This window comes from Ruegeria sp. N10, assembly GCF_056531545.1.
The window spans coordinates 219411-234191 of record NZ_JBQFLY010000001.1 but is presented as its reverse complement, the minus strand read 5'-3'; the positions used below and the strand labels follow the sequence as shown (position 1 = coordinate 234191).

12 protein-coding genes are annotated in these 14781 nt (G+C 58.8%); 7 read left to right on the top strand and 5 right to left on the bottom strand.

Annotation, left to right across the window (positions count from 1 at the left end):
- The first annotated feature begins 219 nt into the window (after positions 1 to 219).
- Positions 220 to 1605 (top strand): M20/M25/M40 family metallo-hydrolase, encoded by a 1386-nt coding sequence (locus tag ACR0JI_RS01180; RefSeq protein ID WP_480492998.1) that lies wholly within the window; start codon positions 220 to 222, stop codon positions 1603 to 1605.
- Between the two features lie 153 nt (positions 1606 to 1758).
- On the opposite strand, the gene lpdA is transcribed toward ACR0JI_RS01180, so the two are convergent.
- The gene (gene lpdA / locus ACR0JI_RS01175; RefSeq protein WP_480473344.1) at positions 1759 to 3153 is read right to left on the bottom strand and encodes a dihydrolipoyl dehydrogenase; all 1395 of its coding nucleotides are present in this window, start codon (positions 3151 to 3153) and stop codon (positions 1759 to 1761) included.
- 215 nt (positions 3154 to 3368) lie between these two features.
- Here lpdA and ACR0JI_RS01170 point away from each other — a divergent pair, with 215 nt between their 5' ends.
- The gene (locus ACR0JI_RS01170) at positions 3369 to 3803 is read left to right on the top strand and encodes a hypothetical protein (protein ID WP_480492997.1); all 435 of its coding nucleotides are present in this window, start codon (positions 3369 to 3371) and stop codon (positions 3801 to 3803) included.
- Between the two features lie 38 nt (positions 3804 to 3841).
- On the opposite strand, the gene ACR0JI_RS01165 is transcribed toward ACR0JI_RS01170, so the two are convergent.
- The 4 genes from ACR0JI_RS01165 to ACR0JI_RS01150 form a co-directional block, all read right to left on the bottom strand.
- Positions 3842 to 4417, bottom strand: coding sequence for a DUF924 family protein (locus tag ACR0JI_RS01165; protein ID WP_480476775.1), 576 nt, complete (start codon positions 4415 to 4417; stop codon positions 3842 to 3844).
- Positions 4418 to 4526: 109 nt separating this feature from the next.
- Positions 4527 to 5804: an MFS transporter gene (locus ACR0JI_RS01160; RefSeq protein WP_480492996.1), complete on the bottom strand. Its 1278-nt coding sequence runs from the start codon at positions 5802 to 5804 to the stop codon at positions 4527 to 4529.
- A gap of 108 nt (positions 5805 to 5912) precedes the next feature.
- Positions 5913 to 6962 carry a tRNA preQ1(34) S-adenosylmethionine ribosyltransferase-isomerase QueA gene (gene queA / locus ACR0JI_RS01155; protein WP_480492995.1) on the bottom strand — a complete coding sequence of 350 codons (1050 nt, stop codon included), beginning with the start codon at positions 6960 to 6962 and terminating at the stop codon, positions 5913 to 5915.
- Positions 6963 to 7004: 42 nt separating this feature from the next.
- The gene (locus ACR0JI_RS01150) at positions 7005 to 10379 is read right to left on the bottom strand and encodes a YhdP family protein (protein WP_480492994.1); all 3375 of its coding nucleotides are present in this window, start codon (positions 10377 to 10379) and stop codon (positions 7005 to 7007) included.
- Positions 10380 to 10459: 80 nt separating this feature from the next.
- Between ACR0JI_RS01150 and ACR0JI_RS01145 the strand changes: the two genes are divergently transcribed.
- From ACR0JI_RS01145 to ACR0JI_RS01125, 5 genes are all read left to right on the top strand, one after another.
- Entirely contained in the window at positions 10460 to 10921 is a 462-nt protein-coding gene (locus ACR0JI_RS01145; RefSeq protein WP_480492993.1) for a peroxiredoxin, read from the top strand.
- Between the two features lie 89 nt (positions 10922 to 11010).
- Positions 11011 to 11829 carry a ferritin-like domain-containing protein gene (locus tag ACR0JI_RS01140; RefSeq protein ID WP_480493156.1) on the top strand — a complete coding sequence of 273 codons (819 nt, stop codon included), beginning with the start codon at positions 11011 to 11013 and terminating at the stop codon, positions 11827 to 11829.
- Positions 11830 to 12002: 173 nt separating this feature from the next.
- On the top strand, positions 12003 to 13334 hold the full coding sequence (locus ACR0JI_RS01135; protein ID WP_480492992.1) for a DUF5930 domain-containing protein: 1332 nt from the start codon (positions 12003 to 12005) through the stop codon (positions 13332 to 13334).
- Entirely contained in the window at positions 13324 to 13824 is a 501-nt protein-coding gene (locus ACR0JI_RS01130; RefSeq protein ID WP_209596778.1) for a bactofilin family protein, read from the top strand. The genes ACR0JI_RS01135 and ACR0JI_RS01130 overlap by 11 nt, the downstream gene beginning before the upstream one ends.
- Before the next feature lie 118 nt (positions 13825 to 13942).
- The gene (locus tag ACR0JI_RS01125) at positions 13943 to 14764 is read left to right on the top strand and encodes a M90 family metallopeptidase (protein WP_480492991.1); all 822 of its coding nucleotides are present in this window, start codon (positions 13943 to 13945) and stop codon (positions 14762 to 14764) included.
- Positions 14765 to 14781 lie beyond the last annotated feature (17 nt).

Sequence of the window (14781 nt, the reverse complement as noted above, 5' to 3'; positions counted from 1 at the left end):
ACAGCCGAAAAGGTGAACCCAACTTTGATTTGCATCAAATATAAGTTTGCACCCCATCCGACAAGTAAAGTTACGGCCATCGAACGCGTGGAAACGACGCAGGTCCCGCCTCCCTACCCAAAGCTTACACCGCCGGGCCGCAATTCGTGTCAACAACTCTGGACGGCGCCGACAACGCTGCTAGGGTTCGCGGGAACAAAAAACAGGCAGGAGCCCCCCATGTCGCTAGACGCCGTGTTGAACCGGATTGACGAAGATCTGCAAACCTCGATCGACCGCCTGATGGAACTGCTGCGCATCCCGTCGATCTCGACTGACCCCGCATACAAGGCCGAGGTTAGCCGCGCCGCGGACTGGCTGGTCGCCGATCTGAACAGCATCGGGATTGCGGCAGAGAAACGGGAAACACCGGGCCACCCGATGGTTGTTGGCCACGTGGGTGAGGACGCGACTGCGCCGCATTTCCTGTTTTATGGCCACTACGATGTGCAGCCGGTCGATCCGTTGAACCTGTGGAACCGGGATCCATTCGATCCCGCCATTGAGGACACCGAAACCGGACTGGTCATCCGCGGTCGCGGAGCGTCAGACGACAAAGGCCAGCTGATGACTTTTGTCGAAGCCTGCCGCGCCTGGAAGGCCGTACACGGGTCCTTGCCCTGCCGCATCACTTTCTTTTTCGAGGGCGAAGAAGAATCAGGCTCGCCTTCACTGGTTCCTTTCCTCAAGGAAAATGCCGCCGAACTCAAAGCGGATCTGGCGCTGGTCTGCGATACATCCATGGTGTCACGCGGCGTTCCGTCGATTGCGGCGCAGTTGAGGGGCATGCTGAAGGACGAGTTTACCATTGTGGGGCCGCGCATCGATCTGCATTCCGGCCACTATGGCGGCCCGGGCCTGAACCCGCTGCGCGAACTGTCGAAAATCGTGACCTCTTTTTATGACGACGAAACCGGGCGGATCGCTGTCGACGGGTTCTACGAAGGCGTGCATGAAGTACCCGAAGACCAGTTGCGCCAATGGCAGAATTGCGGCTTCGACGAAGCGGATTATCTGAGTTCGGTCGGCTACACCCAGCCGCATGGCGAAAAGGGTTACTCCACCTTGGAGCAACAATGGGCACGACCAACGCTCGAAGTGAACGGGCTGTGGGGTGGTTATAACGGTGCGGGCTCCAAAACCGTTATTCCGTCCAAGGCCCATTGCAAAATCACCTGCCGTCTTGTTGGTGACATGGACCCGGACGCGCTGCGCGCCAAAATCCGCAAACATGTCGAGGATCAGCTATCCCCGGACGCCAAAGTGGTCTGGGATAACGATATGGAAGGGTCTCCCGCTTCGGTCATGAATATCACCCGCCCCGAATTCGAAGCCGCGCGCGGCGCATTGTCGGATGAATGGGACCGCGAGGCAGTGTTCACTGGAATGGGGGGATCAATCCCTGTTGTCGGCTATTTCAACACCGTTCTGGGGCTCGACTCGATGCTGGTTGGCTATGCAAACGAAGATGATGCCATCCATTCGCCGAACGAGAAATATGACGTGAAAAGCTTCCACAAGGGCATCCGGTCATGGGCGCGCATTCTGGATGCTTTGAACACATAGGTCTTATGCGAGGCTCTGCCTCGCGCTCCGGGATATTTGCAGCCAGATGAATAAAGGATCCCTGCTTCATCTGGCCTAAAATATCCCGGGGGAGGCGCGCGGCACGCGCGGCGGGGGCAGAGCCCCCAACCCTGACGGGGAACTACGCCGATCTTACATATGGATCACGCGACCATAGGCATCCAGCACACTTTCGTGCATCATCTCTGACAGTGTCGGGTGCGGGAAGACGGTGTTCATCAGGTCTTCTTCCGTTGTCTCCAGCTGGCGACCGACCACGTAACCCTGAATCAGTTCGGTAACTTCGGCACCGATCATGTGGGCGCCCAGCAACTCGCCTGTTTTCGCATCAAACACGGTTTTGATCAGCCCGTCCGGCTCACCCAAGGCTATGGCCTTGCCATTGCCGATAAAGGGAAAGCGGCCGACTTTGATGTCGTAACCCAACTCTTTGGCCTTTGCTTCGGTATATCCAACCGAGGCAACCTGAGGCTGGCAATAGGTGCATCCCGCGATGCTTTCGGGTTTGACCGGGTGCGCATGTTGACCCGCGATGAGGTCCGCGACCATGACACCCTCGTGGCTTGCTTTATGTGCAAGCCAGGGCGCGCCTGCGATGTCACCGATCGCATAAAGGCCCTCAACGCCGGTGCGGCAATACTCGTCCGTAACCACATGTGTCCGGTCGATCTTGACGCCCAGAGCTTCCAGACCAAGGTTTTCGATATTGCCAACGATCCCGACAGCCGAGATCACTGTGTCGAACTCTTGTTTCTCGACCTTGCCCTTTACCTCGATATGCGCGGTCACTTTCCCCTTGCCACGGTCCAGCTGCTTGACCATGGCTTTTTCCATGATGGTCATGCCCTGTTTGGTGAACGCCTTCTTGGCCAATGCGCTGATTTCGGCGTCTTCGACCGGCAACACCCGGTCCATCACCTCGACAACTGTGGTGTCTGCGCCCAGCGTATTGTAGAAGCTGGCAAACTCGATGCCGATCGCACCAGACCCGATGACGAGCAGTTTTTTCGGCATCCGCGTCGGTTGCAGTGCGTGCTTGTACGTCCAGACCAGATCGCCGTCAGCTTCAAGGCCCGGCAGTTCCCGCGCCCGTGCCCCGGTTGCGAGAATGATGTTCTTGGCGGTCAGTTCCTCGGTGCCTTTGTCGGTCTTGACGCTGACCTTGCCCTTTGCAGGGATCGTGGCCTGACCCATCACGACGGCAACCTTGTTCTTCTTCAACAGATGGCCAATGCCTCCTGACAGCTGCGCGGCCACGCCACGGGATCGTTTGACCACCGCGTCCAGATCATATCCGATCTTTTCGGCTTTCAGACCGAAATCCTTGGCGCGCTCCATCAGATGGAACACTTCGGACGACCGCAACAGCGCCTTGGTCGGAATACAGCCCCAGTTCAGGCAGATCCCCCCCAAATGCTCGCGCTCGACCACTGCGGTTTTCAGACCCAGCTGGGCTGCGCGGATTGCAGCGACATAGCCGCCGGGGCCAGCCCCGATTACGATCAGATCATAGGATTGTGCAGCCATGTGTTCCTCTCGGCGCAGGAGTTGAAAATTTAGTTTACCATTAAACTATTATTCGGAACGCATCAACACACCGTTCCCGCGACAAATAGGACGCAGGGTAAGCGATGCCTGAACTTGCGGATTTCAGCCTATACCCCGGGCCATGCAATGGCTAGAAAAGAAACGCCGACACCGGTCGGACCTATTCTTTTCTCAACCCACTCAAGGGGCTGACCATGGCCAAAACTCTGAAAGATCTGCTGCTTGCCCTGCTCAATGCCGCATTGATACTTGTTGCGCTGTGCCTGTTTCTGGGCTGGAAACTGGCGTCCAAAGCCGAAAACATCACTGCTGAAGTCTCGCAAACGGTTCAGGCCTTGGCCCCCATCCGGGATGAGGCGAAGGGCATTCGGGACGAGCTTGCGGCGTTGCGGACTGATTTGGCGGCGCTTTCACAGCAAGACACGTTTGCAGACAGCCAAGCCGCGCAAAACCTCCGGGCAACGCTGGGGCGCCTGAATGCAGCAGAACAGAAGCTGCAAACGGTTCAGGAGCGGATTTCGGAACTGGCTGACACGCCAGAAATGCTGATTGCGCAGGCGATCCAAACCGGCGCCGATATCGCAGCGGAACGCGTTTTGGCATTGCGGGGATGCACACCTGAGTCATAAAGCGCAGCCGTGACCAAAGAGCGGTTGCGGCTTCGCGTTCAGCCCGTAGCTTGTAGTTCGCGCACGGTCGTGCCGTACCCGCCCATATCGACATAGGCAGTTTCATGCGGAGTCGAGCTGCGGGACAGCGCCGCGTTCCGATACGGGAAACGACCGAACTTGCGGATCACCTCGCGATGCGCTCTGGCGTGCAGCAGATTGCTTGCGTCGCTGCTCATGTTTTGGCAGATCAGACGCACACAGCGTTCCTGATCGCACAGGTTTTCCGAGTGCATCATCGGCAGGTAAAAGAACTGTCTGGCTGGTTCGTCGATCTTCTTGTCCCAGCCTTTGTCGACTGCGCATTTCGCCGCCGCCAATGCCGCACGATCGGTCGAGAAGGCACGCGCCTCACCTCGGAACATGTTACGCGGGAACTGATCTGTCAGGATGATATAGGCCAGCGCCCCGCTGGGATAAGTCAGCCAGAGCGAAAACCGGCCCGCTGCCGCTGCTTCCCAAGTTGACTGAAACCGCGCCCGAATGTCTGCGTCCAGCGCCTCATTTTCAATATACCAGCCCTTAGGGCCAACTTCATCTAACCAAAAACTCAATACTTCTTCAGGCGTTACCATTGCCTCAAACTCCGTCAATTGCCCGCGCCCCAGACGTAACGTTATTTAAGTCCCTTTTACAGAACTGTTACAGTAACATATTGCAACACAATCGACATAATTTCGTGTCTCAAGCGGTTTCGCGCGCACCTTCTTCGAACTCTGCTTCTGCCGCCTCAATGGCAACTTCCTGTGCAACCTCGAATGCAACGGGCGATGCAGTGGGATAAAGCGTCGACATGGTGCCGGTTTCATCAACAGGAACTGCTGCACGCTGGGTCATCCGGTAGACCGAATAGGCGGCCAATGCGACAAGCAACACGGCAATGATCAGGAAAAAGCCCGGCGGGCCAAAGACTGCGTCACCCATCAGCCAGCCTGTGATAACGGGTCCGGTAATTGCCCCAAGGCCGTTGATGAAGATCAGACCACCGGATGCCGCGGCCATATCCTCGTATTCCAGAAAATCGTTGGTGTGCGCAATCAGCAATGAATACAAAGGGTTGGTCATTCCGCCGATCACAAAAGCAGACGCCAGGAGGATTTCGAAGGAAAAGCCATAAAGCATACCACTGACGGCGCCAACTGCCCCGGTTGCCGCGACCAACAGGATCAGTAAACGCCTGTCCATCCGGTCGGAAAACCAGCCCAGCGGGTATTGCAGGACAATTGCCCCAACATAGAACGCCGCCACAAATGCCGAGATCTCAACCAAGGACAGACCGGCCTGGGCCCCGTAAACCGCAGACATCCCGAATTGCGCCGAGAACACGCCGCCTAGCAGGAACATGCCGACACACCCCAGCGGAGAGCTTTTCATCAATTCCCGCAACGTCATCGGCTTGGTAGTATCGAATGCAGGCGTTGGCGAAATTGACAGCAAAATCGGTGCGAAAGATACCGAAACAAGGATCGAGGCGATCACGAATGTTTCGTATCCGGCAGGGTCGCCCAACAGGAAAAGGCCCTGCGCGCCGATGATACCCAACATCTGAACGATCATGTAAAGCGACAGGGCCTGACCGCGGTTTTCATTATTGGCTGCGTTGTTGAGCCAGCTTTCCGCAGTGACGTAAACGCCCGAAAAACAGAACCCGATCACTACGCGTCCCAGAACCCAGGCGATCGGGTCTGCCAGCATCGGGTACATGATCATCACGGCAGAAATGAAAGACGCCAGCGCCGCAAAGACCCGCACATGACCAACACGCCGGATCATCTCGGGCGCAAGCCGTGAACCACCCAGAAAACCAACAAAATATGCTGACATTACAAAAGACATCTCAAGAGTTGAAAACCCCTCGAGTTGTCCGCGAACACCCAGGATCGTGCCCTGAAGGCCGTTTCCGACCATCAGCAACCCCATGCCGAGCAACAATGCCCATGCGCTGGACAGAACCTGAATCATTTGGGCCTCCGATAGGTGCCAAGCTGGTTTGAGTTTTGTTCTGCGATCAAAGACCGCTTCCATCGCGCTTGTCTACGACATTCCCTGTCGGTGATGCCGTATGCGCGCCTATCCGGGGATCAAAAGCGACGCATCGCCATAAGAAAAGAAACGGTATTTCTGCGCGATGGCATGGGCGTAAACCTCGCGCATCCGGTCCTGACCCATCAACGCCGAAACCAGCATCAACAACGTGGATTTCGGCAGATGAAAATTTGTCATCAGCGCATCGGTCACGTGAAACCGGAAACCGGGATAGATGAAGATATCGGTGTCACCTTCCCACGGTTCGATCGTGCCCGAACGCGCAGCACTTTCGATCAGGCGCAGGGCAGTGGTGCCCACCGGGATGACACGCCCGCCAGCAGCTTTGGTGGCCTGTATCTCGGCGACAGCCTCGGCGCTGACCTGCCCCCATTCGGCATGCATCTTGTGGGTTGTCACATCCTCGACCATGACCGGCAGGAAGGTTCCGGCGCCAACATGCAGGGTCACATGTGTGACGGCGACACCCCGTTCCGACAAAGCCTGCATCAGGGCATCGTCAAAATGCAACGAGGCGGTCGGCGCTGCCACCGCACCGGACTTGCGGGCCCAGATGGTCTGATAATCCGTCTTGTCCTGCTCATCGGCCGGACGTTTGGCGGCGATATAGGGCGGCAACGGCATCGCACCGGCCTGATCCAGCGCCTTGTCGAAATCCTGACCGCTGAGATTGAAGCGCAAAAAGGCCTGCCCGTCTTTCACCCGATCCAGCGTCGCGCTCAGATCGGCGGAAAATACAATCTCTTCCCCCGGCTTCACTTTCTTCAGCGGCTTGATGAGCGCAGACCAGGTGCCATCGGCCTGCGGATCCAGCAGAGTGGCCTCCACCCCGGCGGAAACCGGGCCTTGCGCGCTGTCCCTGTGGCGCCGCCCGTTCAGACGCGCCGGGATAACGCGTGTGTCGTTCAACACCAGCCGGTCACCCGGACGCAGGAAATCGGGCAGATCGAACACGTGGCTGTCCACTGTACCACCCCCCTGCGCCACAAGCAGGCGCGCAGAGGATCGCGGGCAGGCAGGCCGCGTGGCAATCAGGTCGTCGGGCAGGTCGAAATCAAAATCGCTGAGCTTCATGACCGCGCCTTACAACCCCAAAAAAGATTCGGCCATATCTCGTCAGCGGTCACTGGGAGGAGAGCCAAAAGTCGGTTTCGGCTCGTCAGGTTCCACCGGCGCAGCATTGGGGCCGTCCGAAACCGTTGGCGCAGGCTGACGCAAGAGATCACGCAGAAACAGGGGCGCCAGACCGGACAGAGGGTTCACCGCGACTTTGGGCGAGGAAATCGGCCCGGTCAGCGTGTAATTGAACCCAATGACGCCTTCACCCTTGCGGGTAAACACGCTGCCAACGGCATTGAGAAGGTAAATCGGTGAAATCGCCCCCCGCAGGTTCAGCAGGCTGTTCACGGTGTCGATTGTGCCATCAAACGAAAGCCCCATTGACGGGCCAACAGCGCTGCCACTCAGCACTTTGATGTCGGTGGGCGATATCCTCATGCGGCTGTCAATCGCCGAAAAGAAGATCCCCTGCCCGGCCATCTCGTCCAGCAGACCAACAAGGCTGATCGCGTTCAGAATCGCGGCCATGGCCGGGGCATCGGTGATCCGGGTATTAACGATCTTCAGGATCACGTCGTAACTGCCGGGCGCAGCCACCGGTTCAAGCTTGAGGTCCAGATCACCGCCGCGCGCCTGTGTCAGAACCCCGGCTGATCGCAGAACGGCCCCCGCGTCTTTCGACGTCAGGTCAACGGCGCTTCGATTTCCCCGCGGGGTCACTTGACCGGCAACAGCCGCTCCACCGTTCACCCGCGCTGTGAAAGTGCCATTTACGCCTCCGGTCGTCTGGAACGCACCCCGGAAACCTGTCAGCGCAACAGTTTCGGTGACCTGAAGACGGTCCAATGTCACGTCCAGTTTTGGTCCGGCACCTCCGCCTCCGCCCGATCCGCCGCTTTCCCCGAAGTTTGCACGCCCCATGTTCAGCACACCGCCTAAGACGCGGATATCCGGGACAGCGGCTCCCCGCCCGATCAGTTCCGCCGGAACCGCCAGCCAGTCCCCCAGATCGAACGAGCTGAACTGGACACGGTCATATTCACCGTTTTCGTGAAAGGAAATGGATGCGGTTGTGCGCAGTCCCGCTGCATTGATCCGCAGGTCGTCCACTTTCAGCTGCGCGCCCAACGTCGCGTCCGCAGTCAGTGATCCTGTGGTGTTTGCCTCTTTGCGCCAGCCGAGTTCAGGGATGGCTAGCGCCACGCCCTGAAGGTCCGAAACAACAGACAGTTTCGGAGGAGCCCCAGCGCCCAGACCCAGCGTAATATCAGCAACCCCTTTGCCCGTCAGCATCCCCGGCGGCAGGCCAGCCTTGATCTCATCCATCAGACGCGGGGACAGTTCGATCTGGCCGGTGAAGGTGCTGCGCTGTTCGGTTTCGCCGTCAATGGGCTGCTGCCAAAGCGCCTCAAGCGGAACATCGCCGAACTGACCCAGTCCCTGAATCTGGACGCCCGACTGATTGCCGGAAATATCCAGCATCGGGGCACTTATGGAAAATCCCGGCACCAGACGGTCACTGGACAGATTGGCCAGCGTTCCGTTGAAGTGAAATTCGGTATCCTGAAACTTCAGCTCTTTTATCAACGGCAAGGACAGCGTTCCGGTCAATGCAACCGTGCCTTTGGCAACTTCAACGGGCAACCCCGCCTTGCTCAGCAATTCCAGCGGCGGCCGGTCCAGCAGCGACAACGCAGAAGTCACGCTGCCCTTTGCCTGAATACGGGCGATGCCGGGTGCGGATTTCTTGATATCCGTGTCAGGTATGATGAAGGACGTCCCCGCCGCATCCACACTCCCCCCGTCATCGGCGACCACCATCCCCTGCTGCGCGGTGACCGTAAACCGGCTGTCGATCAGACTGGCCTGACCCTGTGCATCTTCGATCGGCGGCAGCGTCTTGGCAAAGCGAACTTTGGCCTGCTCGAACCCAAAATCAAGATACAGATCCGGTTTGGAACCGGGTTCCAGACGCAGGGCAAAATCCATGTCCGACAAAACCCCCTGATAGAGGTTTTCCGTCACCCATTCCCGTGGCTTCGGCGCCAGACGCTCGGGCCAGTAGCTCAGAACATTGTCCGAGCTCATCTGATCCAGATGGGCATCCAGCGCCACAGCCCAGCCATCTGGACGTCCATGCAGAACACCAAAGGCGCGCACGGTGTGGCCCGGATCCTCGATGGTCATCTGGCCAAGGCGCAACTGGAACGGGTTGAACGCCATCTTGAAATCCAGGCTGGCGCGCGACAGCTGAATCGGCTCCGGGAACAGGTTCGCCGGGTTCACATTGATCCCGGACAAGCGCAACTGCGTCTCCAGACTGTCCAGCACACCATCCTCAGCCCCTTGCAGAAACGCCTTTCCATCGGCCTGAACTGTGCCCCAGGCCGACACCACCGATACCTCATTGAAGTCCAGCATCTGGGCTTTCGGGTCATAGGTGAAATATGTGCGGGCAGATTCGAACGGAACCGGGCGTGTTTCCGGGTTGGGCTGCACCGCCCCGGCCCCCAGATTGAGGGTTGCGAACACGGTTCCTGTGGCCCCGTTCTCATCGACACTGCCCCGCAAAGCCCCTGAAATCGGTGCGCGCAGAACCTGCAACCACGCAAGGGCCGGGCTTTGGCCCGCTATGTCTTCGGCCGGAAGATCAGTGACCGAGATGCCAAAGCTGGCGGCAGGCGTGCCCAGTACACTGGTATAGTTGGCCTCGATACTGCTGACATAGTCACGCCCCGACAGAACCGAAAACCCGGTTGCAAGCCGCACTTCGTTGTCACTGCGGTTCGCCTGAATATGCCCACCGTCCAGAACCCACGACCGCCCCTGCCGCAGGTCGCGGTAATCCAGCGTAATCGCATCAAGTTCGACCGAGGTCAGCGCCGACAGGATCGGAGATTGAAAGACCTCGTCCGAGGTCTCGATCAGCTGTGCAAGGTCCGGCGCTTCCTGAACCGGCGCGCTGCCCGATCCCACGGTCAGGGTCAGCGCCCCGTCCTGATCGCGGGTCATGGCGATCTGCGCGCCACTCAGAATGATGCGCTTGGGCCGGACCTGACCGCGCAGCAAGGGGCGCATGGCCAGGCTGGCGCGCATATCGGATACCTGCGCAATCTGCTGGCCCGCCGCGTCACTGATGGCAACATCGGTCAGCCGCAGACGGGGTCGCCAGCCTTCGTGAATGATGAAACTGACGTCTCCAAACCGGATTTGCAGCCCGCCCAGCGCCCGTTCCAGCCGGGCTTCGACCCTATCGCGCAGCCAGACCGGCGCGTGCATTCTCTGTCCCACGACCATGAAACCGGTAAACATCGCCAGAAGTACCAGCACGATGGCCCCACGCATAGCCCACAGACCAGCGGTGCGGCGGCGCGACCGACGGCGCACGGGCTTGCCCGGCTTTGCTTCGTCGTCGTCTTCGTGCTGCTTCAATTTGCTATCCACGCCTTCCAACCCGCACGCGTTGCCCTATGATGACGGGCAGCCTTTAAAAACCTTTAGCGGAGTTTCCAATGCCCGACGTTTCAGACATCGCCCCCGACTTCACTTTGCCGCGCGACGGCGGTGGCGAGGTGACGCTTTCGGCGTTGCGCGGTGGCACCGTGGTTTTGTTCTTCTATCCCCGTGATGATACGCCGGGCTGCACCAAGGAATCCATCGGTTTCTCAGAGCAGCTTCAGGCGTTTACCGAGGCAGGGGCTCACGTTTTCGGCATTTCGCGGGACAGCGTCGCCAAGCATGACAAGTTTGTCGCCAAACACGGGCTGACCACTCCGCTCTTGTCGGACGAAGGCTCGACCGTCTGCGAGGACTATGGCGTATGGGTTGAAAAGAACATGTATGGCCGGAAATCGATGGGGATCGAGCGATCGACCTTTGTCATTGATAGCGAGGGACGCATTGCCAAGGTCTGGCGCAAGGTCAAGGTGCCCGACCATGTGGATGAGGTGCTGGAAGCGGTGAAGGCGCTCTAAGCCCCCCTCGACCTGCCGCGCCATCCGGTCTATCACCCGCGCTGACATGCCAAAGGCGGAGCAACCCGGTGCCCAAAACACTGACACAGATGGCGACAGAGGTTCTGACAACAGCGGACGGGCGGGCCAAAACCGCCCTGTCCAAAGCCCATGCCGCCTCGTGGTTTACCTCCCGCACGGCCGAGGGTGAGCCGATCGAGATCGGCACCGCATCACCGCCCCTATCCCCCGCGCGCCCGGACAAGCCCGAGCTGTTGTCCCCGCGTGAGGTACCCAAACGGAAACCGGGTACCGAAGCCGGGCGCATTGCCCTGCTGCACGCGGTTGCCCATATCGAGCTGAACGCCGTCGATCTGCACTGGGACATCATCGCGCGTTTTGGCCATGTACCCATGCCCATCGGGTTCTACGATGACTGGGTGAAATGCGCCGAAGAAGAATCGCGCCATTTCGAGATGGTTTGCGATTGTCTGGAACAGATGGGCAGCCACTACGGCGCCCTGCCCGCCCATGCTGGCATGTGGCGCGCTGCCGAGGATACTGCCGAAGATCTGATGGGGCGGCTGGCCGTTGTACCCATGGTGCTTGAGGCGCGCGGGCTGGACGTGACGCCCGGCATGATCGAGATATTCCGCAAGGCCAAGGCCGAACAGGCCATCGCCGCGCTCGAAGTGATCTATGCTGAAGAGGTCGGCCACGTCGCTTACGGCTCAAAATGGTTCCACTTCCTGTGTGGCCGGGAAAACGCCGACCCAAAGGATGTGTTTCACGCGCTGGTCCGGCGGTACTTCCACGGTGTTCTCAAGCCCCCCTTCAACGAAGAAAAACGGGCCGAGGCCGGGTTGCCACCCGATTTCTACTGGCCCCTGACCGAAGACCTGCCTGCGCCCGGAGACCTCTCGAACTGACACTTTTGCGCTATTTTCGGCAAAATCTCGCCGATCTTTGCAGGATTTCAGCGCCATTTGCATCTGATTGGTCAACAAACTTGCCCGAACGCCGCTGCCGCTTTATGCAATCGGCCCAAGGGACGGCAGGCACTCACGACCGGTTCCGATCTTGGGGATGAAAGGTGGGACGCGTGCGAACACGTCTGGCAATAAAACTGCACTCACTGCTTGAGAGACATTTCCCGGAACGCCGGGTCTTTCTGAAATCCGACACAGACACGAAATTTATCCGGCTCAGTTCGGAAACTCAGGTCGTCGCAGTGGCCGGCGTTGCCGTCATGGTCGGGTGGACAGCGGTTGCAACAGCCATACTGCTTATGGACAGCATCGGGGCCGGGAATTTCCGGGAACAGGCAAAGCGCGATCAGGCCATCTATCAGGAACGCCTGAACACTTTGTCGGCAGAACGCGATGCCCGTGCGCATGAGGCGCTGGCAGCTCAGGACCGGTTCAATGCCGCGCTGGACCAGATTTCCGCGATGCAGTCGGAACTGCTGGCCTCGGAAAACCGTCGCCGCGAGCTTGAGACAGGTATCGAAGTCATCCAGACGACATTGCGCACCACGATGAAACAGCGCGAAGAGGCGCGCTCAGAGCTGGCCCAATTGAAACAGGACACCAGCGGCTCCGATATGTATGCCGCGGTTTCCAGCGCCCCGGTACAGATGGCCTTTATGACCGACGCTTTGGCGCGGACCGCCAAAGAGCGCGACCTGATCGCCACCAACGCCCTGGACGCGCTGGAACAGCGGGACGATCTGGAACTGGAAATCCGCCTGATGCAGGAACGCAGCGACGAGATTTTCCGCCAGCTGGAAGAGGCGATGGTCATTTCGGTCGAACCTCTGGACAAGATGTTCCGAGAGGCCGGAATGCCGACAGATCGCATCATCGAAGAGGTCCGGCGCGGATATAGCGGTATGGGCGGTCCGCTGACCCCTTTATCCCTTAGCACACGCGGCGAAGAAGACGAGCTTTCGCCCGAAGAAGTGCGCGCGAACACGTTGCTGCGCCAGATGGATCAGCTGAACCTGTACCGGATTGCAGCGGAAAAGGCCCCCTTTGCCAGCCCGGTCAAAAGCGCGTTTCGCTTTACCAGCGGATATGGTCGCCGCCGCGACCCAAAAACCGGCGGTAGCCGGATGCACAACGGCACGGATTTTGCCGCAGCAACGGGCACCGATATCTTTGCGACCGCTGATGGCGTGGTCACGCATGCCGGTTGGCAATCAGGCTTCGGACGCCTTGTGAAAATCAAGCACGCGTTCGGAATTGAGACACTTTATGCTCATAACACCAAGATCAACGTAAAGGTCGGCCAAAGGGTCTCGCGCGGGGATCATATTGCTGATATGGGTAACACCGGACGGTCCACCGGCACGCATCTGCACTACGAGGTGCGCGTGAACGGAAATCCCGTAAACCCAATGACTTACATCAAGGCTGCGAAAAATGTTTTCTAAAAGCAAAATCAACGAGCCCGCACCCAAAGCACCTGAGGCGGCCAAACCTGCCGCTCCGGCGACCCCAGCGGCTCCTGCTCCGGCTGACGCGAAACCTGCAATGGCACCCAAACCCAAGCCGCCGGCCTCGGTTCTGTCCTCGGATCTGCACATCACCGGCAACATCAAGACCAGCGGTGACATTCAGGTGGAAGGCACTGTCGAAGGCGACATCCGCGCCCATCTGCTGACCATTGGTGAATCGGCAACGATCAAGGGCGAAGTCACTGCAGATGACGTTGTGATCAACGGTCGCATCGTTGGCCGCGTGCGTGGTCTCAAGGTTCGCCTGACCTCGACCGCCCGCGTAGAAGGTGACATCATCCACAAGACCATCGCCATTGAAAGCGGCGCGCATTTCGAAGGCTCGGTTCAGCGTCAGGACGACCCCCTGAACCCCGGCCGCAGCGCCAAAGCCGGATCGAACCCGGCGGCAGAAGTCAAGCAGTAAGCAGACTGCATTTCTTGTCAGGACGCCGTGGGGAAACCCGTGGCGTCATTTCTTTTGAGTGTCCGGATGATCCGGGATTCCCGTTTTCGTCCCTTTCTGATCGCGCTACAGTCGATCCATGTTGCTTTTTCTGACGGTTGTCGCGCTGATCGCTGGCGCTGCGGCCTTTCACTTCTGGTCGAAACGACAAACCCGCCTGACCTTGCTGGCCAAGTCGCTGTCCCAGCACCAGCGCGATATTGTGAACGCTCAGGTGCCGATTATCCAGAAGCTGCCCAAAGACTTGCGCGGGGCGCTGGAAGGAAAGATCAACCTGTTTCTTGATCAGGTCGATTTCGTCGGCTGCGACGGGCTGGACGTCACCGAAGATATGCAGGTGTCGATTGCCGCGCAAGCCTGTCTGCTCGTGGTGAATACAGACCAGTGGTATGACAACCTGACGACCATTCTGGTCTACCCCGGTGCCTTCAAATCAAAACAGCGCCGCCACAGTGGCTATGTCGTCACCGAACAGGAAATCATCCGCAGCGGGGAAAGCTGGAACCGCGGCCCCGTGATCCTGTCCTGGGCCCATAGCCAGCGCGGTGCCCTGAATGATCACGATGGTCGGAACGTCGTCTTTCACGAGTTCGCGCACCAGCTTGATGACCTCTCGGGCGCAACCAATGGTGTTCCCGTGCTCAGCAATGACCAAAGCTTTGGCGAGTGGGAAACCGCCTTTCTGAACGGTTACAAGACACATGTTCACGCCGTGGAAACCGGGAAACCCACAGTGATCGATCCCTACGGCGCGGAAGGGCACGAAGAATTCTTTGCCGTTTCGGTCGAGGTGTTCTTTGAACGACCACATGCGCTGAGATCCTCTGACCCGGCAATCTATGAACAGCTGTCAAAGCTTTTTCATCTTGATCCCGCTCAATGGCACAGCGGTCCGTTCTGACCTGATTGAGGAAGCTT

Excerpts from the sequence above, each read along its gene's own strand:
- ACR0JI_RS01140 (WP_480493156.1), top strand. The coding sequence starts at position 11,011 with ATGGCGACAGAGGTTCTGACAACAGCGGACGGGCGGGCCAAAACCGCC.
- ACR0JI_RS01160 (WP_480492996.1), bottom strand. The coding sequence starts at position 5,804 with ATGATTCAGGTTCTGTCCAGCGCATGGGCATTGTTGCTCGGCATGGGG.
- ACR0JI_RS01180 (WP_480492998.1), top strand. The coding sequence starts at position 220 with ATGTCGCTAGACGCCGTGTTGAACCGGATTGACGAAGATCTGCAAACC.
- ACR0JI_RS01125 (WP_480492991.1), top strand. The coding sequence starts at position 13,943 with ATGTTGCTTTTTCTGACGGTTGTCGCGCTGATCGCTGGCGCTGCGGCC.
- ACR0JI_RS01145 (WP_480492993.1), top strand. The coding sequence starts at position 10,460 with ATGCCCGACGTTTCAGACATCGCCCCCGACTTCACTTTGCCGCGCGAC.
- ACR0JI_RS01165 (WP_480476775.1), bottom strand. The coding sequence starts at position 4,417 with ATGGTAACGCCTGAAGAAGTATTGAGTTTTTGGTTAGATGAAGTTGGC.
- lpdA (WP_480473344.1), bottom strand. The coding sequence starts at position 3,153 with ATGGCTGCACAATCCTATGATCTGATCGTAATCGGGGCTGGCCCCGGC.
- ACR0JI_RS01170 (WP_480492997.1), top strand. The coding sequence starts at position 3,369 with ATGGCCAAAACTCTGAAAGATCTGCTGCTTGCCCTGCTCAATGCCGCA.
- queA (WP_480492995.1), bottom strand. The coding sequence starts at position 6,962 with ATGAAGCTCAGCGATTTTGATTTCGACCTGCCCGACGACCTGATTGCC.
- ACR0JI_RS01130 (WP_209596778.1), top strand. The coding sequence starts at position 13,324 with ATGTTTTCTAAAAGCAAAATCAACGAGCCCGCACCCAAAGCACCTGAG.